The 25,458-nt window shown below is 66.5% G+C and carries 23 protein-coding genes and 1 pseudogene; 9 read left to right on the forward strand and 15 right to left on the reverse strand.

Annotation, left to right across the window (positions count from 1 at the left end; all coding sequences use genetic code 11):
- Positions 1 to 29: 29 nt before the first annotated feature.
- Together MZV50_RS23490 and alr are read right to left on the reverse strand one after the other, a co-directional pair.
- Positions 30 to 1,286, reverse strand: coding sequence for a D-amino acid dehydrogenase (locus MZV50_RS23490; RefSeq protein WP_252631748.1), 1,257 nt, complete (start codon positions 1,284 to 1,286; stop codon positions 30 to 32).
- Complete coding sequence (alr, locus tag MZV50_RS23495) at positions 1,283 to 2,446, reverse strand: alanine racemase (RefSeq protein WP_252631749.1); 1,164 nt, start codon at positions 2,444 to 2,446, stop codon at positions 1,283 to 1,285. The genes MZV50_RS23490 and alr overlap by 4 nt, the downstream gene beginning before the upstream one ends.
- A 138-nt stretch (positions 2,447 to 2,584) precedes the next feature.
- Here alr and MZV50_RS23500 point away from each other — a divergent pair, with 138 nt between their 5' ends.
- Positions 2,585 to 3,040 (forward strand): Lrp/AsnC family transcriptional regulator, encoded by a 456-nt coding sequence (locus MZV50_RS23500; protein ID WP_252631750.1) that lies wholly within the window; start codon positions 2,585 to 2,587, stop codon positions 3,038 to 3,040.
- A gap of 257 nt (positions 3,041 to 3,297) precedes the next feature.
- On the opposite strand, the gene MZV50_RS23505 is transcribed toward MZV50_RS23500, so the two are convergent.
- From MZV50_RS23505 to MZV50_RS23525, 5 genes are all read right to left on the reverse strand, one after another.
- The gene (locus MZV50_RS23505; RefSeq protein ID WP_252631751.1) at positions 3,298 to 4,080 is read right to left on the reverse strand and encodes a 3-hydroxybutyrate dehydrogenase; all 783 of its coding nucleotides are present in this window, start codon (positions 4,078 to 4,080) and stop codon (positions 3,298 to 3,300) included.
- Positions 4,081 to 4,083: 3 nt separating this feature from the next.
- Positions 4,084 to 5,277 (reverse strand): patatin-like phospholipase family protein, encoded by a 1,194-nt coding sequence (locus MZV50_RS23510; RefSeq protein ID WP_252631752.1) that lies wholly within the window; start codon positions 5,275 to 5,277, stop codon positions 4,084 to 4,086.
- Positions 5,270 to 5,836, reverse strand: coding sequence for a carboxymuconolactone decarboxylase family protein (locus MZV50_RS23515; RefSeq protein ID WP_252631753.1), 567 nt, complete (start codon positions 5,834 to 5,836; stop codon positions 5,270 to 5,272). Before MZV50_RS23515 ends, MZV50_RS23510 begins: the two co-directional genes overlap by 8 nt.
- Positions 5,837 to 6,270: 434 nt before the next feature.
- The gene (locus MZV50_RS23520) at positions 6,271 to 7,206 is read right to left on the reverse strand and encodes a TraB/GumN family protein (protein WP_252631754.1); all 936 of its coding nucleotides are present in this window, start codon (positions 7,204 to 7,206) and stop codon (positions 6,271 to 6,273) included.
- 231 nt (positions 7,207 to 7,437) lie between these two features.
- Complete coding sequence (locus tag MZV50_RS23525; RefSeq protein ID WP_252631755.1) at positions 7,438 to 8,331, reverse strand: NAD(P)/FAD-dependent oxidoreductase; 894 nt, start codon at positions 8,329 to 8,331, stop codon at positions 7,438 to 7,440.
- A 94-nt stretch (positions 8,332 to 8,425) separates the two neighbouring features.
- Here MZV50_RS23525 and MZV50_RS23530 point away from each other — a divergent pair, with 94 nt between their 5' ends.
- Together MZV50_RS23530 and MZV50_RS23535 are read left to right on the forward strand one after the other, a co-directional pair.
- A complete protein-coding gene (locus MZV50_RS23530) occupies positions 8,426 to 9,073 on the forward strand; it encodes a TetR/AcrR family transcriptional regulator (protein WP_252631756.1) in 648 nt (215 codons plus the stop codon).
- A 292-nt stretch (positions 9,074 to 9,365) separates the two neighbouring features.
- Positions 9,366 to 10,109: an AraC family transcriptional regulator gene (locus MZV50_RS23535; RefSeq protein ID WP_252631757.1), complete on the forward strand. Its 744-nt coding sequence runs from the start codon at positions 9,366 to 9,368 to the stop codon at positions 10,107 to 10,109.
- 219 nt (positions 10,110 to 10,328) lie between these two features.
- Here the strand turns inward: MZV50_RS23535 and MZV50_RS23545 are convergent, their stop codons facing one another.
- Positions 10,329 to 12,065, reverse strand: a complete 1,737-nt coding sequence (locus MZV50_RS23545) for an amidohydrolase (RefSeq protein ID WP_252631758.1) — start codon at positions 12,063 to 12,065, stop codon at positions 10,329 to 10,331.
- A 114-nt stretch (positions 12,066 to 12,179) separates the two neighbouring features.
- Positions 12,180 to 12,611, reverse strand: a pseudogene (locus MZV50_RS23550) (aldehyde dehydrogenase family protein); the annotation flags it as partial.
- Positions 12,612 to 12,758: 147 nt separating this feature from the next.
- Here MZV50_RS23550 and MZV50_RS23555 point away from each other — a divergent pair.
- The 6 genes from MZV50_RS23555 (at position 12,759) to MZV50_RS23580 (ending at position 18,705) form a co-directional block, all read left to right on the forward strand.
- Positions 12,759 to 13,100, forward strand: a complete 342-nt coding sequence (locus MZV50_RS23555; RefSeq protein ID WP_289781931.1) for a LysR substrate-binding domain-containing protein — start codon at positions 12,759 to 12,761, stop codon at positions 13,098 to 13,100.
- A 519-nt stretch (positions 13,101 to 13,619) separates the two neighbouring features.
- Positions 13,620 to 15,995 carry a TonB-dependent receptor gene (locus MZV50_RS23560; RefSeq protein WP_252631760.1) on the forward strand — a complete coding sequence of 792 codons (2,376 nt, stop codon included), beginning with the start codon at positions 13,620 to 13,622 and terminating at the stop codon, positions 15,993 to 15,995.
- Between the two features lie 85 nt (positions 15,996 to 16,080).
- Entirely contained in the window at positions 16,081 to 16,848 is a 768-nt protein-coding gene (locus MZV50_RS23565; RefSeq protein WP_252631761.1) for a substrate-binding periplasmic protein, read from the forward strand.
- Positions 16,848 to 17,510 (forward strand): amino acid ABC transporter permease, encoded by a 663-nt coding sequence (locus tag MZV50_RS23570; protein WP_252631762.1) that lies wholly within the window; start codon positions 16,848 to 16,850, stop codon positions 17,508 to 17,510. Before MZV50_RS23565 ends, MZV50_RS23570 begins: the two co-directional genes overlap by 1 nt.
- Positions 17,507 to 18,232 (forward strand): amino acid ABC transporter ATP-binding protein, encoded by a 726-nt coding sequence (locus tag MZV50_RS23575; RefSeq protein WP_252631763.1) that lies wholly within the window; start codon positions 17,507 to 17,509, stop codon positions 18,230 to 18,232. The genes MZV50_RS23570 and MZV50_RS23575 overlap by 4 nt, the downstream gene beginning before the upstream one ends.
- Before the next feature lie 14 nt (positions 18,233 to 18,246).
- Positions 18,247 to 18,705, forward strand: a complete 459-nt coding sequence (locus MZV50_RS23580; protein WP_252631764.1) for a DUF3299 domain-containing protein — start codon at positions 18,247 to 18,249, stop codon at positions 18,703 to 18,705.
- A 3-nt stretch (positions 18,706 to 18,708) separates the two neighbouring features.
- Here MZV50_RS23580 and MZV50_RS23585 read toward each other — a convergent pair whose 3' ends face one another.
- The 6 genes from MZV50_RS23585 to MZV50_RS23610 all read right to left on the reverse strand — a co-directional run bounded on the left by MZV50_RS23585 (position 18,709) and on the right by MZV50_RS23610 (position 25,320).
- Complete coding sequence (locus MZV50_RS23585) at positions 18,709 to 19,644, reverse strand: 2-hydroxyacid dehydrogenase (RefSeq protein WP_252631765.1); 936 nt, start codon at positions 19,642 to 19,644, stop codon at positions 18,709 to 18,711.
- Positions 19,645 to 19,678: 34 nt separating this feature from the next.
- Positions 19,679 to 21,091, reverse strand: a complete 1,413-nt coding sequence (locus MZV50_RS23590) for an NAD(P)/FAD-dependent oxidoreductase (protein WP_252631766.1) — start codon at positions 21,089 to 21,091, stop codon at positions 19,679 to 19,681.
- Between the two features lie 2 nt (positions 21,092 to 21,093).
- Positions 21,094 to 21,450: a cupin domain-containing protein gene (locus MZV50_RS23595; protein ID WP_252631767.1), complete on the reverse strand. Its 357-nt coding sequence runs from the start codon at positions 21,448 to 21,450 to the stop codon at positions 21,094 to 21,096.
- Positions 21,451 to 21,454: 4 nt separating this feature from the next.
- Positions 21,455 to 22,933: an NAD-dependent succinate-semialdehyde dehydrogenase gene (locus MZV50_RS23600; protein WP_252631768.1), complete on the reverse strand. Its 1,479-nt coding sequence runs from the start codon at positions 22,931 to 22,933 to the stop codon at positions 21,455 to 21,457.
- Positions 22,933 to 24,234, reverse strand: coding sequence for a 4-aminobutyrate--2-oxoglutarate transaminase (gene gabT, locus MZV50_RS23605; protein ID WP_252631769.1), 1,302 nt, complete (start codon positions 24,232 to 24,234; stop codon positions 22,933 to 22,935). Before gabT ends, MZV50_RS23600 begins: the two co-directional genes overlap by 1 nt.
- Before the next feature lie 105 nt (positions 24,235 to 24,339).
- A complete protein-coding gene (locus MZV50_RS23610) occupies positions 24,340 to 25,320 on the reverse strand; it encodes a LysR substrate-binding domain-containing protein (RefSeq protein ID WP_252631770.1) in 981 nt (326 codons plus the stop codon).
- Positions 25,321 to 25,458: the final 138 nt, after the last annotated feature.

The raw sequence follows: 25,458 nt of genomic DNA on the forward strand, positions 1-25,458 counted from the left end.
GACGGTCTCTTCTGTTGAGGCGGAAGGGTCTAGCGGCCGTAGCGCGCGATCGAAAGATCGGCGGTCTCGATGTCGGGCGTACGGCGGCTGATGATGTCGCTGAGCACCTGGGCCGAGCCGCAGGCCATGGTCCAGCCCAGGGTGCCGTGGCCAGTGTTGAGATAGAGATTGCCGATCTTGGTGGGGCCGATCACCGGGGTGCTGTCGGGCGTCATCGGCCGCAGGCCAGACCAGAAGGTCGCCGCCTCCAGATCGCCCGCGCCAGGGAACAGGCTGCCGACCGAGCGTTGCAGGGTGGCGCGGCGACGTTCGGGCAGATCGTTGTTGTAGCCGGAGATCTCGGCCATGCCGCCCACGCGGATGCGATCGCCCAGCCGGGTGATGGCCACCTTGTAGGTCTCGTCCAGCAGGGTCGAGACCGGCGCGCGCTCGGCGTCGATGATCGGCGCGGTGATCGAATAGCCCTTCACCGGATAGACCGGCAGCTTCAGGCCCAGCGGACGCACCAGCCGCGCCGAGAAGCTGCCCAGGGCCACGACATAGGCGTCGGCCTTGATCGGACCGCGGGACGTGCGCACGGCGGTGATGTCGCGGCCATCGACTTCGATCGCCTCGATGGCGGTGTCGAACTGGAAGCGGACGCCCTGCCCCTCGGCCAGCTTGGCCAAGGCGTTGGTGAACTTGAAGCAGTCGCCGGTCTCGTCATTGGGCAGGCGCAAGCCCCCGACGAAGTCGTCGTCGGCGTGGGCCAGTCCGGGTTCGGCGGCGATGCAACCGGCCCGGTCCAGCACCTCGAACGGCACGCCGCCGGCGCGCAGAACCTCGATGTCCTTGTCGATCCCGTCCAGCTGATACTGGGTGCGGAAAAGCTGCAACGTGCCCTGCTGGCGCTCGTCATAGGCGATGCCGGTGGCGGCGCGCAGGTCGATCAGACGGTCGCGGCTATATTCCGCCAACCGCACCATGCGGCCCTTGTTGAGCGCGTAGCGGCGGGCCGTGCAGTTGCCCAGCATCGACAGCAGCCAGGCCAGCATCTCGCCGTCCAGCTGCGGGCGCAGGATCAGGGGGGCATGCTTCATCAGCAGCCACTTGATCGCCTTTTGCGGAATGCCCGGCGCCGCCCAGGGCGAGGCGTAGCCCGGTGAAATCTCGCCGGCGTTGCCGAAACTGGTCTCCAAGGCCGGGCCGGCCTGGCGATCGACGACCGTCACCTCATGCCCGGCCTGGGCCAGGTAATACGCCGTGGTGACGCCGACGACGCCGCCGCCTAGAACCGCGACCTTCACGACCGCGCGCCCGCTTGGCGCAGCGAAATGGGAAGCTGCTGCATGACGGGATCCTCCACATAGGTCCGGTGATACCGGCGCCCGAGGTTGGTCAGGATTTCATAGGGGATGGTTGCGGCGTCGCGGGCCACATCTTCCAGGGTCTGGTGTGGACCCAGCAACTCGACGAGATCGCCAAGCTTCAGGGCCAGTCCCCGTTCGCCCAACGCCGAGACGTCCAAAGTGATGCTGTCCATCGAGACTCGGCCGGCGATCGGCAGACGAACGCCCTGATAATAGGCCGCGCCCGTGTTGCTGAGATGGCGCGGCCAGCCGTCCGCATAGCCGACGGCGATGGTGGCGATCCGGCCCGCCGTCTCGCGCGCATAGGTCAGGCCGTAGCCGACCCGATCGCCGGCGGCGACGTCACGCACCTGAATCACCCTGGCGTCCAGGCGCACCACCGGGCGCATTGGATTGGGCCCGGCGTTGGGCGAAGCGCCATACAGACCGACACCGGGCCGGACGAGATTTCCGTGATGCGAAGCGTCCAAGAAGATCCCACCAGAATTGGCGAGCGACCAACGCGCGGCCGGCAGACGATCGGCCAGGGCCGCGAACCTGGCCCTCTGCTCGGCGTTGCTAGCGGCCGCAGGCTCGTCGGAACAGGCCAGATGGCTCATCACCAGCGCCAGCGAAACCTCATCGAAGAACGTGGCGTCGGCCAGGAGCTCATCCAGATCCGCCTCCGAAAGACCTAACCGGGCCATGCCGCTGTCGATCTGGATCACCGCCGGCAGCGCCGCGCCTCGAGAGGCAGCCAGATCGCGCCAGCGCCAGGCCTGCTCCAGGCCATTGAGCACGGGGATCACGCCGGCGGTCAGGCAGGTCGTTTCAGCGCCGGGCTGCAGGCCGTTCAGCACATAGAGCTTTGCGCCAGGCGACAGCGCCGACTTGAGAGCCAAGGCTTCTTCCAGATGGGCGACGAAGAAGTCTTCGCACCCGGCCCGCTCGAACACGGGCGCGACCTGTCGGGCGCCCAGCCCATAGGCGTCGGCCTTCACCACCGCCGCAGTCCTGCTGGGCCAAACGCGACGGGCAAGGTCTAGATAATTAGCCGCCAGGGCCGTCAGGTCGATACGGAGCAGACCACCGGCCATGTCGCGAGAAGGCTCGCCCATCATCGTCATCGATCCTCAGCGGCAGCTGAACGCAACCATGACCGTAAAGAAACGAGCTTCGAATGAATGACTTATAGTTCGCAGATATCTCTATAATGCGCCCCAGAACGACGCCATGTTGCACAAGACTCGAATAACATGCTGAAGCTCGACATTCTCGACCGGAAGATCATCGGCCTGTTGCGCGTCAATGGCCGCATGCCCAACAACGAGCTCGCCGCCCAGGTCGGCCTCTCGGCCTCGGCCTGCCTTCGGCGCGTCAAGGCGCTGGAGGAAAGCGGCGCGATCCGGGGTTACGCCGCCATCATCTCCGAGGCCGTGGCCGATGACGGCGTGGTCGCCATCGTTCGCATCACGCTCGACAAGCAGACCGAGGACTATCTGAGCCGCTTCGAGCAGGCAGTGCGAATGCATCCCGAGATCGCAGAATGCTTCCTGATGACCGGCGACGCCGATTACATCCTACGCGCCACAGCCTCGAGCACGGCGGCCTACGAGCGGATTCATACCGAGATCTTGTCTCGCCTCCCCGGCGTCGCCCGCATCAATTCCAGCTTCGCGATCCGCAGTGTAATGGTGGCCAAGTCAGGCTAGACATAAATTCTCCCGTCGAGCGACACGGCCGATCTCGACAAAGTCGAGGCGCCCTCGCAAGGACCGACCTACGCCATTTCCTGACGTTGGCAGCCTGCCAGATCCAGACATTCGCTGTCGGTTGTTAGTGCCTGCCCAATCCGCTGAAGGACCTGGCTCATCCCGATCGCCGGTCACTTGCGCAACGACAAACGGGAGACGGCTGGCGAGGACAGTGACATTTGCCATCAGCAGCCATCGCGCGGCGCCTAGCGGTTCTACTGCATGAACCAGCCGTGACTGACCACGATCGATTGGCCGGTCAGGGCGTTCGTCGGAAAGCCGGCCAGGAACACGGCGGTTTTGGCCACGTCATCCACCGTCGTGAACTCGCCATCGACGGTGTCCTTCAGCATCACGGTTTTGACCACGTCCTCCTCACTAATCCCCAGCGCCTTGGCCTGTTCGGGAATCTGCTTTTCCACCAGGGGCGTGCGGACGAAGCCGGGACAGATGATGTTGGCGCGAACGCCGTGCTTGGCGCCTTCCTTGGCCACCACCTTGGCCAAGCCCTCCAGCCCGTGCTTGGCGGTGACGTAAGGGGCCTTGAGCAGCGAGGCTTCCTTGGAGTGCACCGAGCCCATGTAGATCACGCTGCCGCCGCGGCCCTGCGCGTACATGCGTTGCAGGCACGCCCGCGTGGTCAGGAAGGCGCCGTCCAGGTGGATGGCCAGCAGCTTCTTCCAGTCGGAGAACTTGTAGGTCTCGATCGGGCCGACGATCTGGATGCCGGCGTTGGAGACCAAGATATCGATGCCGCCGAACTTCTTGGCGACGGCCTCGATCCCGGCCTCCACCTGATCCTCGTCGGTGACGTCCATGGCCACGCCGAAGGCGCGCTGGCCGGTCGGGTCGAACTCCAGGGCGGTGGCGGTGGCGGCTTCGACGTTGAGATCGGCGATCGCCACCTTCGCGCCATTGGCCAGGAATTCCTTGGCGATGTCCTTGCCAATGCCGCTGGCCGCGCCGGTGATCACGGCGACCTTATCTTGCAAGCTCATGGGTCAGTCCTTTGCGGGAGACGAGGATGGGGTCGTGAAGTCGAAGGTCCGCACGGAGTGGGCCGCCGTCGGCGGCGTCAGCACCTCAGGGTGGGACAGAGTGAGCAGCGCGTCGCGACGGCCGGCCGCCCAGTGCTCTTCCATGGTCCGGCGCGAGAACTCGTAGTCCTTGGACTGGCCTTCATAGGTGGCTGATCGATAGACCAGCTGGACGATGTTGTAGACGGCCGGGTCCGAGGCCTCGGCCAACAGCCGCGCCTGGGGCGTGGCGGCCAGTTCGGCCGGCATCTGGGCCAGCAGTTCGTTGAAGGCGGCGCGCAGCGTCTGGATCCGCTCGAAGCCGTCGGTCGCCGCGCGGGTGCGGCTGGAGAATTGCACCTCCTTCATCCGCACCGCCACCTCCGACAGGTCGCGCGGCAGAACACCCTGAGCGCTCCAAAGGTCGACCTGAAAAATCAGGGTGTCGAGGTCCGAGCGCGCGGACAGCACCCAGTCCAGCGGCGTGTTGGAGACCATGCCGCCGTCCCAATAGAACTCGCCGTCGATCTCGACCGCGTCGAAGGCCGGCGGCAGGGCGCCGCTGGCCATGACGTGTTCGGGACGAATGACGTCGGCCTCATTGTCGAAATAGGCGAAGTTGCCAGTGCGCACGTTCACCGCCCCGACGCTGAAGCGCATGGTCTTGCTGTTGATGCGATCGAAATCGACCAGTCGCTCCAAGGTCGGCTTGAGGGCCGAGGTGTCGTACCAGCTGGTCGCCCCCGCCAGGCCCGCGGGCATCAGAAACGGCGGCGGCAGGCGCGGCCGGAAGAAGCCTGGAACGCCCTTGGCCATGATCTCGCCGGCCGACAGTTGGTTGACCCAGCCGCGCGCGGCGTCGCCGTTCAGCATGTCCGACCAATAGCTGGACCAGCCGCCGTCATGCGGCTGGCTGACCATCTCCCAGAACTCACGAAGGCGCGCACAGCGGGTCTCGCGAGGATTGCCGGCGATGATGGCGCTGTTGATCGCCCCGATCGAGATGCCCGCGATCCAGGTCGGCTCGACATTGGCGTCCAGCAAGGCCTCGTAGACACCGGCCTGGTAGGCGCCGAGCGCCCCGCCGCCCTGCAGCAGCAGGGCCACGCTCTCGAAGGCCGTGGCGGTGGGTTTGACCTTCTCGGGGACGGCGACCGCTTTGCGCGCCCGGTTACTCACGTTCGGGAACCGGCACGTTGAAGCCGTTCAGCGTCACCGAGACCAGGGCGTAGAGGCCGACCAGATAGATCAGTTCGTTGGCCCCGTGCTGGCCGAAGGTCTTGACCGCCAGGGCGTAGAGCGGTTCGGGCAGGACACCGCCGCGCGACAGCGCGTAGGCCACGTCGAAGGCCACGCTCTCGTCAGGCGCCAGGTCGGTGGGCTTCAGGTCGGCCATCATCGTCGCCAGACGCTCGGCCGGCATGCCTTCGCGTTCGGCGACGGCGATGTGGGCATAGATTTCGTAGGCGGCGTCGTAGCGGGCGCCGACCACCAGAATGGCGATCTGGCGGACATGATCGGGCAGGACCGCGTTGGCGGTCATCGCCAGGGTGAAATCCCAGATGGCCTTGCCGATCGCCGGCTCGTGCAGCCAAGGGTTCCACGGCCCCATCAACGCGCCGTCCTCGCGCTCGACCTTGAAGGCGTTGAAGTGACCGGCGATGCCCTTTCGCATGTCCTCGTAGAGCGGCTTTTGTTCAGGCGTCAGGTCGGCGGGAGCGATCAGAGGCAAGCGCATCGTGGATCCTTCCGAAGAGGGCGACGAGCCCTCTGGTCCACCAGGAATGGTGCAGCGCAGCAAGTCACTCCGATCGTGGCCAGATCACGGCGATACGGTATTGTGCAGTTCAATCACCAAGGCACGCCGCGCGGTGCAACGAGGGCAGCATCAAAGGTTGAAGCTCGCCGCAAGAGCAGACGCTTGGGGGTCCCGATCATCGCAGTTCCGGCGCGGAGTAAGCGCCGCTTCTCCAGCCTGGTTGCGCCAATTTCTGACGTTGGCGCACCTTCCGGTAACCGGACGCTCGGCGCGGAGCGAGAAGACCGTCCACGACCTATTGCGGACGTCTGGCGCGGTGCGTCCTTCGAGGCGCGCTCAGGAGCGCGCACCTCAGGATGAGGTCGTTAGTGAAATGAATTCCTCGTCCTGAGGCGCCCGCGCACGACCGGCTCTCAGTCGACCTCAAATCCGGCGCGCTGCAACTGGACCAGCATGCTTTCCGGGCCGACAAGGTGATAAAGGCCAACAACGACCAGCGTGGGCTTCGGACCGTTCAGCATCGTCTCGAAGCGCGGAACCCAGGCGCGATTCCGATCGACCGTGAGCTTGGCATAAAGCTCGGGATAATCGCGACGTTCGTGATCGACAAAATCAGCCGCCGCCGCCTGTCGGCCTGCGAGCCAGTCTGTCGATATCCGTTCGGAACCTTCGCGGCCCAACAACGCGCCATCGACGGCGTAGCAAACGAACTGCGCTTCCTGTTTCGGGGTCATGCCGGCGAACCAGGCAAAGACGTCGTCCTTCACTTCGAACTCGCTCGAGACTGGAATCCCAATTTCGGTGGCCCGTGCGCTGAGAACAGCGTTGGCCGATTTCCCGGTCAGACCTGCGGCTCGGTAACCAGCGTCCTCGATCGTCGCGCCGATCAGCCACGGCCGCGCGCCAGCAAGATCGTTCATGGATACCGCGCACAGGGCCAGCGCCGTCTTCAAACGGGCCAACTGCTCCGGCGACAGGAGCTCCAGAGGCGACGGCGACGTCGACATGCCAAACTGCTTGATGAGTTCACCGCCGGGACGCCGGTAGATCTGGTTCGTTTCGGTCCAGAGACGGCCACAACGCTCCAGCAACGCCACGATCTCAGGGGCATGCCAATCAACAGGGCGGGGCAGGGTTTCGCCTAGAATATAGATGCGCTTGCCGCCCTTCTTGACCGTCCAGAGCGGCGCCTTGGGGGCCGCAAGCACCGATTTTGGCGCTAAAGCAACGCAAGCTGCGGGGAGGCTATAGTTGAGGAACTGGCGTCGCGTGCGCTGACTTTCCGGCAATGGGGCATCGACACTTGCCAGGAGGGCAAGCTCAGGCAGCGGCGTCCTCGGTTCCTTCATGCAGCCAGTCCTCCCGTCCAGTCCAAAAGGACGTTCGCACGCGCCGGTGCTCGCATCACCTTAAGTTTAGGTCATGTCGAAGGCGACCGAACGTCGCCATGCCAACGCCGGCTCCTGGCGCAGGGCGATCTCTGAAAGGCCCGTCTGAAGGACCGGCTTCGACCCATGGCGGACGTCAGGCCGGACCAGCTCGCAGCGACGGCCCCAGCCGTGCTCCGGGAATCTGTCCTTTCAAGCCAGCATCGACTGCTGTGCGAAGATACCTGCCATCGCGCCCTGCCAGATCGCCGTGGTGACCGAGGGGATTCCGGGGTTGGCGAGGTCGCCGGCGGCGTAGATGCCGGGCACGCTGGTTTCGCGGCGATCGTCGGTCTTGAGGGCGATGCCGGTTGGCGTATTGACCGTGGCGAGGCCCAGGGAATCATGCAGGCTTGCGGACGGCTTGGTACGCGGATGCGCGAACAGGATATTGACCGCTACATCGAGGCCGGTATGGAGCTTGAGGGTGGCTCCATGGGTTCCGTGACGGGCGATCCCGGTGACCCGGCCATCAACGACCGGGGTGTTGCGGCCTGCCAAATCGGCCCGGATTTCAGGCGCGATGTCGTGACCATCGGCGAAGACTGTCAGCTTGTCGGTCCAATCGTGGAACAGCTTGACCTGATTCATTGACTGCGGACCCGACCAGACAAGGCCCCAATGCTGGTCGGCAACTTCGAAGCCGTCGCAATAGGGGCATGGGATGATGGATGTGCCCCAACCTTCGGCATAACCTGGAACATCCGGCATCTGATCCACAACGCCATAGCTCAGGATCAAGCGGCGCGCCCTTAGGCTTTCGCCATCGCCAGTGACGATGGAAAAATTGTCGATGGCGCCGGTGATGCTGTCGGCGCGGCCATTGATCATCCTGATCGCAGGATAGCGCGATAGTTGCTGCCGCGCCTCGGCCCAGATGTCTGACGGGGGCTTGTGATCGTGGCCGAGCACGCCGTGCGAGCGTCCCGCGAAACGATTGCGCCGCAGGCCGGTATCGAGAACGGTGACCTTGCGACGAGCGCGGCCGAGCTGCAGCGCGGCGGCGAGGCCAGCGAAGCTGCCGCCGATGATGATGACATCGTCCATGGTGATGAACCTACCCATTGGCTTGCACATTTTCGATACTGCGTGGTACCTTAAATGTGCAAGAATTGAGATACTGTCAAGTACTGGAATTGTCGTGACCGAAAACAGCCAGGCCCGGCGCGGCCGGCCCGCCAACGAGGCCCTTGGCCAAACAATCGTCGACGCCGCGTACGATCTCCTTGTGGAATTGGGTTTTCAAGCGACGACCTTGGACAAGGTCGCCCAGCGGGCGAAGATATCCAAGCTCAGCATCTATCGGCGCTTCGAGAACAAGGAGGCGCTGTTCAGCGCGGCCATTGCGGCCCACTGCCATCAGTTTGCACCACTGGCTCTCATTGAAGGCGTCGACGGTTCGGCCAAAGATCAGCTCATGGCGGTGGGATCATCCCTGCTTCGCACGCTGCTCAGCCCGGACGTCCGCGGTGTCGAAGCCATGATCATGGCCGACAAGACGAACCAAAAGTCGTTGGGCAAGCTCCACTACGAGGCCGGCCCTGCCTATATCATCGCCCAAATCGAGGCCTTGTTGCGTCAGTTGCACGCGAAGAAGCTTTTGAGCGTGCCCGATCCTGTCCAGTCCGCCCGCTTGTTTGCCGCGCTTTTCAAAGGATCCGATCTCCTGATGATTGCACGCTTTGATGAGGAGAGAGCACGGGGCGACAACGAAATCGAAGCTTATTGCGAGTCAGCCATCGCCATGTTTATCGCCGCGCACGGAGGCGACGATCACGCAGGCGGATAGCCACCCGTAGCGGACGCTAAAATTCCCTTTCTCAAAGAGAAGCCTTGCGGGGCGCCAGACGGCCAATCTCGACGTCTGCTCACCACACCCTCCGCGGCCGATCCGAAGGTCTGTGTCACCGGCCAGGCAGCGCCAACGACGGACTCGAGCACCACTCCAGGAACGCGACATTCGGGTCCGACCAAGAAGGAAGGGCCGATATGTGGCGGACCTTTGCAAAATTGTCAGCGCGTCTAGGCTGCCGACACGGCCAGCGATATGCGCACCGTGTGCCTAGCCCCCATAGGAATCAATGGATCTCAGCCAGCTGGACGTGATCACTCGGGTCGCGGGGGCCACTCTGCTGCTGGCGCTGTCGGCACTGCTGGCGCGCGACGCGCGCACGCGGCGGCTGGCGGCCTATTTCGCGCCAATGGCCCCGTGCCTGGCAGGCTTCCTAGCCGGCGACACGCCAGGGCATACCTTGCGCCTCGGCGGTCCGCTGGGCCACGCCGCCGTCTTCCTGTGGTGGTTCGGCCTGGCGAGCTTCGATCCCACGTTCCGGCCATGCGGCGGGGTACTGGCTGCGGGGCTGGCATGGCTGGCCGTCGCCAGCGCCGATCGCGGCCTGCTGGGGCCAGCGCTGGAGAGTAAGGGTCTGTCCTGGGCGTTGATCGCCCTGGGCCTGGGCATGATTGGCGACCTCTTCTGGCGCCTGGTCCGCGACCGGGCCGGAGACCTGGTCGATGAGCGCCGCCGGGCGCGGATCCTGGTCCTCGTCGTCATGGGACTCGACTGGAGACCGCAAAGCTTCACCATCATCCAGAACACGGCTCTACTGGCCTTCGCAGCCTGGCTGGCCCTGCGCCTGCTACCGGTCCCTGCTCCGGGCGCCGGCGCGGCCGCGGCCGCCGCCCTGCCCGCCCGGGGCGAAGAGGCCCGCCTGACCGAGCGCCTGCGGGTCCTAGTCGAGGTCGAGAAGGCCCACCTTGAACCCGATCTGACGTTCGCCGATTTCGCCCGGCGCATGAGCGCGCCGGAGCGGACCGTGCGCTAACTGATCAACCACCGCCTGGGCCACGACCACTTCCGCGCGTTCTTGAACGCCTGCCGGGTGGCCGAGCAGATGCTGGCCTGCGCGCAAGCTGCCGGTCTTCTTGTAGATCTGCGCGACTTTCGGGCGGCGGAGGCAGGCCGGCGATGCGGCGCCGTGAGCCGGCGTTGTCCGTCCATCGGAGCTTAGGGCGCTGGCCCCGCGTCGGGTCGGGGCTAGCGCTTAGCGGCGCTCATAGGCCACTTTGCCGTCGATGATGGTCATATCGACGGGGATATCCGCCAGCTTGGCTTTCGGTACGGTCAAGGGGTTTTGGGCCAGCACGGCGAAATCGGCCAATTTACCCACCTCGATGCTGCCTTGGGTCTTCTCCAGGAAGTTGGCGTAGGCCGCCCAGGTGGTGAACATGCGGATGCCGTCCATCACCGAAATGGCTTCCTCGGGCTGGACCACCGAGCCGTACTTGGTATCGCGGTTCACAGCGCGGGCGATTGAGAACATCGGGTAAGTCGCGAAGTTCTGAGTACCGATCGTGTCGATGCCCCCCGCCGGATGGAAGCCGCGGTCGATCAGGGTCTTCATCGCGAAGAACGTCACCTCCGGCTCCTTGATGTTGACGTCAGTCAGACGCCACAGGAACGCCGGCTGGGGCGAAGGAATGACGTGGTCGTCCTTCATGCGCTTCAGGCGCGTCTCGGTTCGTTCGGAATCCTGCACCAGGAAATGCCCGAAATGTTCGATCCGATAACGCGGATCGGGCCGGGGGTAGGCCTTTTGCGCGGTCTCGTAGGCGCTCAGCACCATGTCCTGGGCGCGATCGCCATTGGCGTGGATCTGGACCTGCCAGCCGTCCTTGGCCGCCTCGATCACGGCGTCGTTCAGCTGCGCCTGGGTCATGCTGGCCCCGCCATAGTTGTCCGGCGTCCAAGTGGTGCCAGAGCCGTTCCAAACGGGTTTGTAGACCGCCGCCGTCGTGCCCCAGACGCCGTCAAGTACGTACTTGATGGCGCCGGCGCGCAGCCAGTCGTCTCCCTTGCCCGGTGTCAGGCCGGCGGCTCGCAGCGGCGTGAAAGGTGAGGTGGCGGGATCGGACATGACGTTGACGCCCGGCACGGCCTTGGCCCGCAGCATATAGTTCATCCGTACGCGGGTCGGCAGGCGGCCCTCAGCCTTCAACTGGGCATAGGCTTTGTAGGACTCCATGTCGGACATGTCCGACACCGTCGTCACGCCGCGCTTCAAGTAGAAGTCGCTGAGGACGTAGCGCAGCGCCTCCTTGAGTTCGGTAGGCGTGAACTCGGGCGACTTGTCCCTTGGCCAGGGCGCGGGCGCATCCCGAATGATCGCAACCTCGCCATCCGCCGTGCGCTCGTAGCGTCCGGTCGTGCCCGCCGGGGGATCGGGAAAGTCCTTACCCATGCCCATCAAGGCCGCGGCCTTGTGATTGATCAGGTGGTCGTGGACGCTCCACTGGAGATCGACGGGATTGTCCGGAAACGCCGCGTCGATCTCCGCGCGGGTCGGCATGACCTGGTTGTAGGTGCCCTGCCCTGTCAGCCAGGCGCCCGGCGGCAGCTTGGCGGCGGCTTCCTTCAGGCGCGCGATGACCGCCGCGCCGTCCTTCAGGGGCGGGACCTGGATGTTGATGTAGTGCGCCTCGACATTGGCCATGCCCGACACGTGCGAGTGGGCGTCGATGAAGCCTGGCAGCAAGGCGCGGCCCTTCAGATCGATGACCTTGGTCTTTGGGCCGCGCCAGGCCGAAACGTCGCCGACCGCCGCGATCCTGTTGCCGACGACCGCCACCCCCGAGGTCACGGTGTCCTTGTCGTCGACCGTGATCACCTTGCCGTTGACGAAGACGAGGTCGGCTTTCGGCGCGGCGAAGGCCGCCGAGCAGAACCCGGAGGTGGCCAGAAGGGCAAGCCCGGCCAAGGCGGATTGAGCTGGACGGCGCATGTGTGGCTCCCTCTTGGACTTTCAGGCATCGATGATGACCTGCGCCGTGTCCAAGGCGGAGTTGAAATTCCGGGTCGAGGTGGTGTGCTTTCGACACCGCCTGACCTTGATGCGTCACCGCATCGTCGGAATGACGAAGCTCTGGTCCAGCACCGTCCCGCCCTTGGGCCAGCGCTGGGTCACGGTCTTGGTCCGCGTATAGAACTTCACCCCGTCCATGCCGTACTGGTTGAGGTCGCCGAAGCCCGAGCGCTTCCAGCCGCCGAAGCTGTGATAGGCGACCGGCGCCGGGATCGGCACGTTGATTCCGACCATGCCCACCTCGACCTGGTCGGCGAACTCGCGGGCGGCGTCGCCGCTGCGGGTGAAGATGGCCACGCCGTTGCCGTACTGGTGGCGCGACGCCAGACCGATACCCTCTTCCAGGGTCTCGGCGCGGACCATCTGCAGCACCGGGCCGAAGATCTCGTCCTGATACGAGCGGCTGGTCGGCTTGACGCGGTCGAACAGGGTCTGGCCGACGAAGAAGCCATCCTCGTGGCCTTGCGGTGCGAGCCGCGACCGTCGCCCGGCGCTTGTCGGCTTTGGAGGCGGTGATGGGCGCGCGGCTGATCGACCGCTCATCGCATGGCGTGATCCTGACCAGCCAAGGTCAAGCGCACCGAGGCCTAGACCATCGCCGCGGCCGAGAGGCTGGGGGTCGAGGGCCACCCCCTTTCGGGCGCCGTGCGTCTGGCCACGCCCGAGACCTTCGGCGCCTGGCTGGTCGCGCCTGCGGCCAAGGCCTTTCACGACCAATATCCTGGGCTGCAGTTGGAACGGGTTCCGGAATCGCGATCGGTTAATCTTTCTCGGCGAGAGGCTGATATCGCCATCAGGCTCAGCAGGCCGACCCAAGGCCGGCTGGTGGCCCGGCGATTGGCCGACTACACCCTGGGCCTCTATGCTTCGCGCGACTATCTCAAGACGCACGGCGGCCTCGAAAGTCTCGCCGACCTACCGGGCCGGCCGCTGTCTGGTACGTCGACGAACTGATCGACGTGCCCGAGCTTCGCGATCTGGATCAGGTCGCCAGCGGCGCGCCAACCATGTTCCGATCAAACTCGATACCGCCCAGCAGGCGGCGATCGCCTCCGGGGCTCGACTTCGGCGTCCTGCACAAATTTGCGGCGCCGCAAGATTCCCGGCTGGTCAGGGTGCTATCAGAGGCCCTCGACCTGAAGCGCAGCTACTGGCTCTGCGCTCGCGCCAACCAAGCCAGGATTCCTCGCGCACACGCGGTGATGGATTTCCTCGCCGACCTTACGGCCGCGCGCCATAAGAATTTATAGGCGGCAAAGCCCAAGGCCGCGACAGCGCCAACCGCGCGCTTGGACGAACGGTGGTGTCAGTTTGACACCACTACAATCGTGTTTCTCACCTTACGCCACGCGATCTTGCTGGAACTCTCGCGAACACTGAGAGGCGAGCCGAAACCTCCGTTCCGGCTGAGGGCCGCAACCACTCAGCGCCCGCCAGGGGAATGACGGTCGGCGCAAGACAAGGGGGATAGTGATGCTTCGCGACAGAAATTCGAAGGGAATGCTGCTTTGCGGCGTGGCGGCCTTCATCATGACCGGCGGTCACGCCATGGCTCGGACCCAGGATGACGGGACGGCGATCGAGGAGATCATCGTCACCGCCACCAAACAGAGCACCGCCCTGTCCAAGACTCCGATCTCGATCGCGGCCTATTCGCAAGAAGCGCTGGACAAGCGCGGCGTTCGCGATATTCGCGACGTGATCAACCAGACCCCCGGCGTCGACATCACCCGTAGCGGCGCGACCCGCGTGACCATCCGCGGCATCGACTCGTCGGCCGGCGCGGCCACCTCGGCGATCTATATCGACGACACGCCGATCCAGGCGCGAAACGCCTCGCTGAACTACAATGGCAGCACCCTGCCCTACATCTTCGACCTGGAACGCGTGGAGGTGCTGCGCGGACCGCAAGGCACGCTGTTCGGCGCCAGTTCACAAGGCGGCGCGATCCGCTTCATCACACCCACGCCCAGCCTGACCAGTTACAGCGGCTACGGCCGCGCGGCGGTCAACCAGGTCAAGAACGGCGGCGAGGGCTACGAGCTCGGCGTCGCCGTCGGCGGCCCGATCGTCGAGGACAAGATCGGCGCGCGGATCAGCTTCTTCCATCGCAAGGACGCCGGCTGGATCGACCGCCAGAGCTGGCAGAACGCCGCCAGCCGCGACGAAAACGTCAACACCAGCACGGCGACCGTGTTCCGCGCGGCCCTGACGATCCAGCCCACCGAGTGGCTAACGATCACGCCCAGCATCTATCACCAGAACAGCAAGTTCGCCGACCGGACGCTCTTGACCACGCGCTGTCCGGCCACGACCGGCTCGGTGATCAATCCGACCTTGAACCCCTGTCCGCTCGGCGTATCGGACCCCGACCATGGCAAGTTCCTCAGCTACGCCTCCATCCCGCAGCCCAGCAGCGACCACTTCACCGTGCCGGCGCTGAAGATGGTGGCCTCCGCCGACGGCCTGGACTTCACCAGCGTCAGTTCGTTCTTCAAGCGCCACGTGATGGAGACCAACGACGCCACCCACGGCAATGACCGCACCTCGTTCGGCAACGCCTATCTCTATCCAGTCACGCCCGGCTTCCAGCAGTCGATCACCTGGCAGAACCCGAACATCTATCAAAACCTGTTCACCCAGGAGTTCCGGATCAACAACACCGATCCGGGCGCGCGCCTGAAGTGGAGCGTCGGCGCGTACTTCTCGCGCAGCGCCCTGCGCTCGGATCTGGCGATCAACGAGCCGCACTACAACGCGCTCTATCTGGTGCGTTACGGCCGCACGCCGCAGGCCGCGGGCGTCGCGCCCCTGGTCAACGGCATCGCGCGCTACTACGGCAACGAATGGACGGTCGAGAAGACCACCGCGGTCTTCGCCAACCTCGACTACAAGATCCTGGACAATCTGACCCTCACCTTGGGCGGACGCTATTCGAAGGACACGCTGGACTTCGACGTGCTGGAGCGCGGTGTCTCCTACGCGGGCGGCGTCTCTCGCGCCTCGGGCTCAATGTCCAAGAAGCCCTTCACGCCGAAGGTCGCTCTGTCGTGGCAGGCCACGCCCGAGGCGCTCTACTACGCCTCCTACGCCCGCGGCTACCGCTCGGGCGGCGTCAACAAGGCGCTGCCCGACGTCTGCGCGACCGAGGCCGCCACCTTGGGCCTGGGCAAGGCCGGGACCTACGATCCCGACACCACCGACAGCTACGAGATCGGCTCCAAGAACCGGCTCTTCGGCGGCAAGGTGCAGTTCGAGGCCAGCGCCTACTACATCGAGTGGAAGAACATCCAGCAGCAGCTGCGCCTGACCTGCGCGTTCAGCCTGGTGGCCAACACCGCCAGCGCCACCAGCAAGGGCGTCGACCTGAACCTCAATGTCCGCCCGGTCGAGAACCTGCTGCTGGGCTTGGGCGTCGGCTACAACGACGCGACCTACGACAAGACCATCCAGATCGGCACGGCCCCTATCGTCGTCGCCGGCCAGACGCTGGGCCAGACGCCCTGGACCGTCAATCTGAGCGCCGAGTACCGCTTCAAAGTGCTGGAACGCGACAGCTTCGTGCGCGCGCAGTACAATTACCGCAGCGTCAATGACGGACCCTTCCTCTACCAGGTCCCGACCTCGACGACCTACGACCCGCGTCGCCCGCTGCCGTCCGAACCCACGACCCTGGACCTGCGGGCCGGCGTTGACCTGGGGCGCGTCAGTCTCTCCATTTATGGGGAGAACGTCCTCAATAACGTCGACTACATCTCCGAGTCGTCGACCTATGTGAACGGTCCGCTCTGGACCGGCGCCACGCTTCGCCCGCGCACGATCGGCCTACAGGCCATCGCCCGCTACTAGCGAAAGCAAGGGCGCTGGACCGGAGTCCTCCTCCCCGGCCCGGCCCAGCGCCCAGGCCCGAATGCGCCGACACCAAGAGGCTTAAGTGAATATCCAAGGCCATCCTACCCGCCGGAACATGCTGGCGATGACGGGCGCGGGACTGGCGCTGAGCGCTTGCGGCGGCAAGTCCGGCGCGTCCGGCGCGCTGGTCGTCGGCTCGACCGCCACCGGCGCGCCGTTCAGCTTTCTCGACATCAAGACCAACCAGTTGACCGGCGCGATGATCGACATCGCCCATGCGGTGGCCGCCAAGGCCGCCCTGCCGATCCGCATCGAGACCACCACCTTCGCCGCGCTCGTCCCGTCTCTGACCGCCCGCAAGATCGATATCGTCGCCGCCGGCATCCTGCGTACGCCCGAGCGCGAGAAGGTCGTGGCCTTTACCGACCCGGTCTACGCCTATGGCGGCGGGGTGGTCGTGGCCAAGGCCCAGGCTCGCCCGATCCGCACCCTGAGCGACCTGAAGGGTCTCACCGTCGGCGCCCAGGTCGGCACGCGCTTTGTCGAGCAACTGGCCCTGGCCGGCGTCGCCGACGTCAAGACCTACGATAATCTTGGCGACATCCTGCAGGACCTGGGCCATGGCCGGATCGCCGCCGGCTATGGCGACGCGCCAATCCTGGCCCACCGGCTGCGCACGGCGCCCAATCCGGCCCTACGCTTGGTCGCCGACTTCGAGCCGCCATCGCGCGAGGACGTCTGCCTGCTGGTGCGCAAGGACGATCCGGCCCTGCTGGCCAAGCTCAACGCGGCCATCGGCCAGATCAAGACGACCGAGATCGCCGCCATCCTGGCCAAGTGGTCCCTGTGATGGGTGGGCTCGAGCAGTTCTTCGCCGACGCCGTCCAGTTCCTGCCGATCCTGATGTCGGGCCTTCTGGTGACGATCGGCGTCACCCTGGCGGCCCTCGCGATCAGCGTGGTGCTGGGTCTGGGCTGGGCGCTGATGGGCATTTCCAAGGTCCCGGCGCTACGGGTGATCAGCCGGGTGGTGATCAACACCGTCCGCGGCGTGCCGATCATCGTCCAGCTCTTCTACGTCTATTTCGTGCTGCCGGAGCTGGGCGTGCAGCTCGACGCTTTCATCGCCGGCGCCATCGGCCTGGGCGTGGCCTATTCGGTCTATCAGGCCGAGAACTTCCGGGCGGGGTTTTCATCGGTTGACCCGATGCTGATCGAGGCCGCCCAGTCCCTGGGCATGAGCGAGCGCAAGATCATGCTGCGCGTGATCATGCCGCTGGCCATCCGGGTGACCCTGCCACCGTTTGGCAACACCGCCGTGATGCTGCTCAAGGACTCCTCGATCGCCTCGACCATCACCGTGGCCGAGCTCACCCGGGCCGGCCAGCTGCTGGCCGTCAGCACCTTCAAGAACATGTCGGTCTATACGCTGATCGCCCTGCTCTACCTGGCCATGAGCCTGCCCCTGACCTATCTGGTCGGCCGCCTCGAACGCAGGTTCGCCCGCAAATGATCAGCCTCAAGAACGTCAGCAAGTCCTTCGGCGACGTCCAGGTCCTCAAGGACATCAGCTTCGAGATCCAGCGCGGCGAGGTCGTCTGCCTGATCGGTCCGTCGGGCTCGGGCAAGTCGACCATCCTGCGCTGCATCAACGGCCTTGAGCGTCACGACGGCGGCGAGATCCTGGTCGATGGCGCGCCCCTCACCGAAAAGTCCTTGCCGGCCATCCGCGCCAAGGTCGCCATGGTGTTCCAGCGCTTCAACCTCTTTCCGCACCGCACGGCGCAGGAGAACGTCGCCGAAGGTCCGATCCACGCCCTGGGCCGTCCGGCCGCCGAGGCGATGAACCAGGCGCGCGCCCTGCTCGGGCGGGTGGGCCTGGGCGACAAGTGCGACGCCTATCCGGCCAAGCTGTCGGGCGGCCAGCAGCAGCGGGTCGGCATCGCGCGCGCCCTGGCCATGCAGCCGCAGGCGATCCTGTTCGATGAGCCGACCTCGGCCCTGGATCCCGAACGGGTCGGCGAGGTTCTGAAGGTGATGCGCGCGCTGGCCGACGAAGGCATGACCATGGTCATTGTCACCCACGAGATCGGCTTCGCCCGCGAGGTCGCCGACCGCGTGCTGTTCATGGACGGGGGCCGCATCGTCGAGAGCGGCCCGGCCCGCGAGGTGCTGACCGCGCCCAAGGTCGAACGGACGCGCGAGTTTCTCGACCGCGTCCTCAACCCGCTCTAGCCCGGAGACCGGCCATGATCCTTCGCCGCGGACTGCTGACGGGCGCGACGGCCATGGCGGCCCTGGCGCCGCTGTCGCGCGCCCTGGCCCATCCGGGCGGCGACGAGCAGGACATCTCCCGCGATCCGATGTGGGCGTTGTTGGCCGCGACGCAGCTGCGGCAGGCGCCGCCCGACTATGCCTACCAGGCTCGGTATCCGCCTTCGGTCCTGGAACTGGATGGCCGGGTGGTCGAGATTTCCGGCTTCATCACGCCGGTGACCATGGAGCGCCACGCCCGGCAGTTCCTCCTGACGCGCTACTCGATAGACTGCTGCCCGCAAAACCAGCCCAACGAGCTGGTCGAGGTCTTCGCCGACCAGCCGGTCCTCCAGCAGAAGAGCGAGCAGGTTCGCCTTCACGGTCGCTTCGAGGTGCAGGACAAGGGTCAGGTTGGGCTGCTCTTCCGCCTGGCCAGCGCCACCCAGCTCTGATCCTCAGTAGCCGGCCGCGCGGTCGACGAGGTCCAGCAAGTCTTGGCCGGCCAGATGCCGGCGGATGTTGGCCACGATCGTCGGACCGGCCGTGCCCGGCGGCGTCAGGGCCGAGGCGTGCGGGATCACGGTGATGCGCGGATCCGTCCAGAACGGATGGCCGGCCACGAGCGGCTCGGTCGCGAACACGTCCAAGGTGGCGTTGGCCAGGTGACCGGCGTCCAGCGCCGGGATCAAGTCGTCCTCAACCAGGTGGGCGCCGCGGCCGACATTGATCAGGCTTGCGCCCGAAAGCTGCGACAGCGTCGCGGCGTTGAGGACGCCGCGCGTGGCCGGCGTCAAGGGCAGCAGACAGACCACCACCTCGCACGGCGCCAGGAACGCTTCGAGCGGCCCCTCGAACGACTGCACGCCGGGGAGGTCCTTGCGTGTGCGACTCCAGCCGCGAACCTTGAAGCCGTTGGCGGCCAGGCTGGCGGCGCAGGCCGCGCCAAGCTGGCCAAGGCCCAGCACGCCCACCGCACGATCCCTCGCGAGCGGCGCGGCGAGCTGGCGCCAGACGCCCTGGCGCTGCTGAGCTTCGTAGGCTGGCATCAGCCGGTGATAGTGCAGCACCCGGGCCAACACGAACTCGACCATGCCCTGGGTCAAACCCTCGTCGCGCATGCGCGCGATCGGGACCTTAGGCAGGTCGGTGTCTTCCAAAATCCGATCCACGCCGGCGCCAATGCACAGCACCGCTCGCAGACTGGGGAACTGACGCAAAAAGCCATTGGGCTGAGCCCAGACCACGACGTAGTCGATCTCGTCCTTGTCGCCCGCGTCCGGCCAGACCCGCAGCTCGAAGTCCGGCGCGGCCTTGGACAGCGCCGCCAGCCAAGGCTCGGCGCGCACGCCAAAGCAGGCCAGCAGCACCACCGTCTTGCCCCCAGCGCTCATCCCATCCTCGCTGATCGCCTCTGCCGCGCCAGCCCTACTGCTTGCTGAGGCGACGGACCAGGGCTGCGTCGATGGGCGCGGCCTTTCTGGCCTTCATGGCCGCGTCCATGCGGGCAAAGCCTTCCTGGACATAGCGCACGCCCAGCCAGCGCAACGGCTCAGGCTCCCACTGCGGCGAGCGGTTGCCAACGCTGGGCAGGAACTCCAGCCCGGTCGGCTTGCCTGTGATCATGCCCGCCAGGATTCGCGCCGAGATGTTGGTCGTCGACACGCCCCGGCCAGTATAGCCGAACAGCTGCCCAACCTTCGTATTCGGATCGAAGCTAATCGTCGGCGTCCAGTCGCGCGATACGCCTAGATATCCTGCCCAGCTATGGGTGAAGCCGATCCCCTCCAGGCTCGGGAACCACTCGATCAGGGTCTCGCGCATGGTCCTGGCCGTCGCCGCGTCCCAGGGCTGATCCAGGTTGGAGTGCATGTGGTAAGGCGCGCCGCGACTGCCGTAGAGGATGCGGCCATCGGTGGTCTTGGTGAAGTAGTCGACCATGTTGACCTGGGAGCCCAGGCCCTCGCCGTCCGCCCAGCCGACGCTGGCCCATTGCGCCGGGCTCAGCGGCTCGGTCAGCACGATCAGGGAGGACATCGGCAGCAGCGTGCGCCGATAGCGCGGCTGCTGGGTCAGATAGGCCTCGCCGGCCGCCACGATCGCTTTGCGGGCGACCAGGACGCCGCTGTCGGTGTGCAGACGCGGGCTCTGACTAGGCTCGAAGCGCGTGACTGGCGAGCGCTCGTAGATAACCCCGCCCAGGCGCTCGACCGCCTGGGCCAGGCCGCGCACCAGCTTGGCCGGATGCACCGTGGCGCTCTTGGGCGAATGAAGCGCCCCCTCGACCTCAGTGGCGTTGACCTTCGCGCGCGCGGCCTCCGCGCTCAGCAAGCGGTTCTGCTCGCCGAACCCCAGGCGCTCGTAGGCGCGATGGGCGGCCTGGATCGCCGGCAGCTGCGCCTTGCCCCGCGCCAGGCTGAGAATCCCGGTCTGGCGATATTCGGCGTCGATGCCTTCGCGTTCACAGACGCGGCCGACCTCCTCCACCGCGTCGTACATCGCCTGCAAGGTCTTGCGGCCGATCTCGACGCCATAGCGGTCGGCCAGGGTGCCCGCGTCCAGCGGATAGCGTGACGAGCACCAGCCGCCGTTGCGTCCCGAGGCGCCGTAGCCGCAGATGTCCTTTTCCAGGATCGCCACCTGCAGGCCTGGATTGTCCCGTAGCAGGTAGTAGGCGGTCCAAAGGCCCGAGAAGCCGCCGCCCAAGACGGCGACATCCACCGCCACCTGGCCGCTCAGCGCCGAGCGCGGCGTCAGGTCGTCCTGGCAAGTTTCCAGCCAGTAGCTGGTGTCGCGATAGGCCGACGCTTCAGATGCGGCGGTGAGGTTTCCCGGCCGCATGTTCATCGGGCTTCATCGAAGATGACATAGGCCTTGCGAGCCTTGGTTTCGATCGTCCAGACGCCGCCGGTGTTGGCCGGAAAATAGACCGCCTCGCCGGCCTTGATCCGGATGGGCTCGCCCTCGTCCGGCTCGAACACGCAGTCTCCTTCCAGGAAAACGCAGAACTCGGCGGCCAGCACCTGGCGACGCCAGCGGCCTGGACTGCACTCCCACACCCCGGTGCGGGTCGTGCTCGCAGCCTCGGACGTGAAGCTGCGCACGGCGATCTGGGAGATCGGCTCGCCGATCGGAACCGGCGCGGGATTTCCCGGCGGCATGGCGACGAAGAGCTCGGTCGGCGCGAATTTGATGATCATGGCCCTAGGCCCCCGCGATGTCGCTGCACAGAAGTTTGAGTTCGACGAACTCGTCGACGCCGTGGCGCGAGCCTTCGCGGCCCAGGCCCGATTCCTTGACCCCGCCGAACGGCGCGACCTCGGTCGAGATCAGGCCGGTGTTCAGCCCGACCATGCCGTATTCCAGCGCCTCGCCGACCCGCCACGAACGGTCGAGATCGCGCGTGAAGAGATAGGCCGCCAGGCCCGCCGTGGTGTCGTTGGCGATCTCGATGGCCTCACCCTCGGTCTCGAAGCGGATCAAACCAGCCACCGGACCGAAGGTCTCCTCGTTGGCCAGCAGCATGCGGCGAGTGACGCCGGTCAGCACCGTAGGCTCGTAGAAGAAGCCTTCGCCCGGCAGGGCCGCGCCGCCCGTCAGCACGCGCGCCCCACTGCCGATGGCGTCCTCGACATGGCGAGCGACCTTGGCGGCGGCGGCGGCGTTGATCAGCGGGCCCTGGTCGGTCGGGCCGGCCAGGCCGTCGCCGACCACCAGGCGCTCGACCCTCGCCTTCAGCTTGTTGGCGAAGGCCTCATAGACGCCGGACTGCACCAGCAGGCGGTTGGCGCAGACGCAGGTCTGGCCGGTGTTGCGGAACTTCGAGGCCAAGGCGCCCTCGACCGCCTTGTCGAGGTCGGCGTCGTCGAAGACGATGAAGGGCGCATTGCCGCCCAGTTCCAGCGACACCCGCTTGACGGTGGCCATGCAGCGGGCGGCCAGCATCTTGCCGACCGGGGTCGAGCCGGTGAAGGTGAACTTGCGCACCCGCGGATCATCGGTCAGCACCTGGCCGATGGGCGCGGCCTGACCGGTGACGACGTTGAACACGCCGGGCGGCACGCCGGCCTCCTCGCCCAGCGCCGCCAGGGCAAGAGCGCTGAACGGGGTCAGTTCCGAGGGCTTGAGCACCACCGTGCAGCCGACCGCCAGGGCCGGGCCGACCTTGCGGGTGATCATCGCCGCCGGGAAGTTCCAAGGCGTCACGGCCGCGACCACCCCGACCGGCTGCTTGAGCACCATCAGGCGCTTGCTGGCGTCGTGACCGGGGACGATGTCGCCATAGACGCGCTTGGCCTCTTCGGAGAACCACTCCAGGAAGCTGGCCGCGTACAACACCTCGCCTTTCGCCTCGGCCAGGGGTTTGCCCTGCTCGGCGGTCATCAGCCGGGCCAGGTCGTCAACATTTTCCAGGATCAGGTCTCGCCAGCGCCGCAGGACAAGGCCCCGCGCCTTGGCGCTCAGCCGGCTCCACGGACCGAACGCCGCGTGGGCCGCGCCGACGGCCCGCTCGGTCGCCTCGGCGCCAAGATCGGGCACGCCGCCCAGCCGCGCGCCGGTGGCGGGCGAGATCACCGCGATCTCGTCGACGGCGGCGATCCATTGACCGGCGACATAGGCCGCCTGGCGCAGAAGGTCGGGCCGGGCCAGACCCAGCCCGGCAACAGGGATCGAGCCGTCCATCAGGCCACGTCCAGGCGCAGGCTGTCCTCGAGGATGTCGAGCCCCTCGTCCAACTGTTCGAACGGAATGGTCAGAGGCGCCAGGACCCGGATCGTCTCACCGTGGACGCCGCACGTCAGCAGGATCAGCCCCCGCTCCAGCGCACGGGCCGCGACCGCCTTGGCTCCCATGCCGTCCGGTTGTCCGTCGGGGGTGACGACATCGAAGCCGATCATCGCCCCCGGACCGCGCAGGCCTCTCGTCGCGACCAGGTCGTTGCGTCCGGCGAAGGCGGCGATGCGCTCGCGCAGCCGCGCCCCGATCACGTCGGCGCGGGCGCACAGGGCCTCGTCCTCCATAACGTCCAGCACCGCCAGGGCCGCGGCGCAAGCGATCGGCGAACCGCCATAGGTGCCGCCCAGGCCGCCCGGCTCGACAAAGTCCATCAGGGCCGCGCGGCCGATCACCCCGGACAGCGGAAAGCCGCCCGCCAGGGACTTGGCCACGGTGATCAGGTCCGGCCGCACGCTCCAGTGCTCGGCGCCGAACATCCGGCCCGTGCGGCCAAAGCCGGTCTGCACCTCGTCGGCGATCAGCAAGATGCCGTGCGTGTCGCAGATCGCGCGCAGCGCGGTCATCAAGGCGTCCGGCGCCGGATGGAAGCCGCCCTCCCCCTGCACCGGCTCGATGATGATGGCCGCCACGGACGTGGGGTGCAGGTCTGCGGCGAACAGGAAGTCCAGGCAGCGCAAGCTGTCCTCGACGCTGACGCCGTGCGCCTCGATCGGGAACGGCGCGTGGAAGACGTTGGCCGGCGCGCCGCCGAACATCCGCTTATAGGGCGCGACCTTGCCGGTCAGGCCTGAGGACAGGACGGTGCGGCCATGGAAGCCGCCGGTGAAGGCGATGACGCCGGGTCGACCTGTGGCGGCGCGGGCGATCTTCACCGCGTTCTCGACCGCCTCGGCCCCGCTGGTGAAGAAGATGGTCTTGGCCGCCCCCTCGATCGGGGCCATAGCGTTGAGGCGCTCGGCCAGGGCCACATAGGGCTCGTAGGCCAGTACCTGGAAGGCGGTATGGGTGAACCGCCCAAGCTGGGCCTCAACCGCGGCCATCACCCGAGGATGGCGGTGGCCGACGTTCAGGACGGCGATGCCGCCGGCGAAGTCGATGTAGCGGCGCCCCTCGACGTCCCAGACCTCGGAATTGAAGGCCCTATCGGCGTAGACGGCCGTCGAGCTGGCCACGCCCGACGACACGGCGGCGCGGCGGCGCTCGAGCAAATCGGCATTGGAAACGGAAGCGATCGCGGAGGCGGACAAGGAGGATCTCGCAGGAAACAAAGCACCTGACGAGATGCTCGGCCACAACCGCCGCGATGCGGAGATGACAACTCCGCTGCGGGTGGTGACGAAACATCACCGACGCTATTGCGACCAGCGCGCGGCCTCCTCGGCGGCCTCCTTGACCAGCCAGCGCCGGAACGCCAGGAGGGCCGGCGTGCGCCAGCGGTCGCGCCGGGCGCAGAACACATAGGCGCCCATGACGATCGGCTGAGCGCCGACCCGCGCCCCGACATCGACCAGCCGCCCAACCTTGAAATCGTCGCCGACCAGGAAGGCGTTGGCCAGCGCCAGTCCCTCCCCGCGCCGCGCCGCGTCAACGGCGAGGTGGGCGTGCCACAGCTTGTGCCCCGCTAGTTCTTGGTCCTGCGTCACCCCGTTGGCCGCGAACCATGCGGTCCACTGGCGGGCGTTCTCCTCGTGCAGCAGCGGTCCATGGAGCAGGTCGGCGGGCGTGCGGGGATCGCCCAGGGCTTCCAGCCGAGCGGGGCTGGCAACGGCCAGAACGGGCGGCCGCGCCAGTTGCACGGTCTCGACCTCGCCTGCCGGCGGCTTGTTCGGCGCGGCGTCGATCACGTAGCGGATGTCGCCGTCCATATCCCGGCGCGTGAAGTCCGGCGCGGTGTCGGATGGGCGCAGGATCAGCTGGATCTCCGGGTGGCTCTGGCGGAAATCGGCCAGGCGCGCCAGCAACCAGTTGGAGGCCAGGCCTGGGATACACGATAGCTGCAGGGTGCGTTCATTGGGGCCGTTCACCAGCTCGGCCGAGGCGGCGGCGATCTCGTTGAGCGCGGTCGTGATCCGGGCGTGGAACTTGGCGCCCTCCGGCGTGAGTTTGCCGCCGCCGACGCCGCGCTCGATGAGGGGCACGCCGGCCCAGACCTCCAGGCTGCGCAGGTGACGGCTGACGGCCGCATGATCCAGCTCCAGCACGGCCGCGGCCCGGCGGATGCCGCCGAACTCGCCAACCGCCGCGAAGGCGCGCAGGGCGGTGAAAGGCGGCGTCGCGCGTCGATTCCAGAATGCCAGGGCGGGATCCTGAGGGGCTGTAACGCGCGACGGCATGCGAAACTCCTGTACCGTCTCAAGCTAGGCCAGGCGCAAGGCGCTGTCATCGCCGCTGCGTGGACCGGCCTCCCCCGCTTCAACGTCCCCACCGCTCCAGCACAGGCTCCATGACGACGAAGACCGCTGAGGCGGAGG

It is taken from the genome of Caulobacter segnis (genome assembly GCF_023935105.1).
GTDB lineage: Bacteria > Pseudomonadota > Alphaproteobacteria > Caulobacterales > Caulobacteraceae > Caulobacter > Caulobacter segnis_B.

Coding starts and splice junctions, on each gene's coding strand:
- alr (WP_252631749.1), bottom strand. CDS start 2,446: ATGGGCGAGCCTTCTCGCGACATGGCCGGTGGTCTGCTCCGTATCGAC.
- MZV50_RS23500 (WP_252631750.1), top strand. CDS start 2,585: ATGCTGAAGCTCGACATTCTCGACCGGAAGATCATCGGCCTGTTGCGC.
- MZV50_RS23505 (WP_252631751.1), bottom strand. CDS start 4,080: ATGAGCTTGCAAGATAAGGTCGCCGTGATCACCGGCGCGGCCAGCGGC.
- MZV50_RS23515 (WP_252631753.1), bottom strand. CDS start 5,836: ATGCGCTTGCCTCTGATCGCTCCCGCCGACCTGACGCCTGAACAAAAG.
- MZV50_RS23520 (WP_252631754.1), bottom strand. CDS start 7,206: ATGAAGGAACCGAGGACGCCGCTGCCTGAGCTTGCCCTCCTGGCAAGT.
- MZV50_RS23525 (WP_252631755.1), bottom strand. CDS start 8,331: ATGGACGATGTCATCATCATCGGCGGCAGCTTCGCTGGCCTCGCCGCC.
- MZV50_RS23535 (WP_252631757.1), top strand. CDS start 9,366: ATGGATCTCAGCCAGCTGGACGTGATCACTCGGGTCGCGGGGGCCACT.
- MZV50_RS23545 (WP_252631758.1), bottom strand. CDS start 12,065: ATGCGCCGTCCAGCTCAATCCGCCTTGGCCGGGCTTGCCCTTCTGGCC.
- MZV50_RS23560 (WP_252631760.1), top strand. CDS start 13,620: ATGCTTCGCGACAGAAATTCGAAGGGAATGCTGCTTTGCGGCGTGGCG.
- MZV50_RS23570 (WP_252631762.1), top strand. CDS start 16,848: ATGGGTGGGCTCGAGCAGTTCTTCGCCGACGCCGTCCAGTTCCTGCCG.
- MZV50_RS23575 (WP_252631763.1), top strand. CDS start 17,507: ATGATCAGCCTCAAGAACGTCAGCAAGTCCTTCGGCGACGTCCAGGTC.
- MZV50_RS23580 (WP_252631764.1), top strand. CDS start 18,247: ATGATCCTTCGCCGCGGACTGCTGACGGGCGCGACGGCCATGGCGGCC.
- MZV50_RS23585 (WP_252631765.1), bottom strand. CDS start 19,644: ATGAGCGCTGGGGGCAAGACGGTGGTGCTGCTGGCCTGCTTTGGCGTG.
- MZV50_RS23590 (WP_252631766.1), bottom strand. CDS start 21,091: ATGCGGCCGGGAAACCTCACCGCCGCATCTGAAGCGTCGGCCTATCGC.
- MZV50_RS23595 (WP_252631767.1), bottom strand. CDS start 21,450: ATGATCATCAAATTCGCGCCGACCGAGCTCTTCGTCGCCATGCCGCCG.
- MZV50_RS23600 (WP_252631768.1), bottom strand. CDS start 22,933: ATGGACGGCTCGATCCCTGTTGCCGGGCTGGGTCTGGCCCGGCCCGAC.
- MZV50_RS23610 (WP_252631770.1), bottom strand. CDS start 25,320: ATGCCGTCGCGCGTTACAGCCCCTCAGGATCCCGCCCTGGCATTCTGG.